The organism is Kitasatospora sp. NPDC053057, from assembly GCF_044546945.1.
Classification (GTDB): domain Bacteria; phylum Actinomycetota; class Actinomycetes; order Streptomycetales; family Streptomycetaceae; genus Kitasatospora.
On record NZ_JBITZP010000051.1, the window covers coordinates 25,607 to 26,195 of the forward strand.

Sequence of the window (589 nt, forward strand, 5' to 3'; positions counted from 1 at the left end):
CGGCCGTGGCCTCGGCGACAATGCCGGCGGCCGTCTGCTGGGCCTGCTCGGCGAGCTGCAGCGCCACGGCCCTGCCGCCGTTTGCCTCCGCCTGCGCCGCCTCCGCCTGCCGGCGGTATTCGGCGAACTCGGCGGCAGCGGCGGCGGTCCGCTCGGCCTGCTCGGTGTTCTGCCGCTGGGCCTCGGCGAGCTGGCCGCGGACCACCTCCAGCTCGGCTGTGAGCTCGGCGGCAATGCCCTCCGCGGTCTGCTCGGCGATGGCGGTCCGCTCGGCCTGCTCGGTGTTCTGCCGCTGGGCCTCGGCGAGCTGGCCGCGGACCACCTCCAGCTCGGCCGTGGCCTCGGCGACAATGCCGGCGGCCGTCTGCTGGGCCTGCTCGGCGAGCTGCAGCGCCACGGCCCTGCCGCCGTTCGCCTCCGCCTGCGTCGCCTCCGCCTGCCGGCGGTATTCGGCGAGCTCGGCGGCAATGCCCTCCGCGGTCTGCTCGGCGGCGGCGGTCCGCTCGGCCTGCTCGGTGTTCTGCCGCTGGGCCTCGGCGAGCTGGCCGCGGACCACCTCCAGCTCGGCCGTGGCCTCGGCGACAATGCC

General features: G+C 76.7%; 1 pseudogene. It reads right to left on the reverse strand.

What is annotated here, in order from left to right:
- A pseudogene (locus ACIG5E_RS34340) lies at window positions 1–589 on the reverse strand (hypothetical protein); the annotation flags it as partial.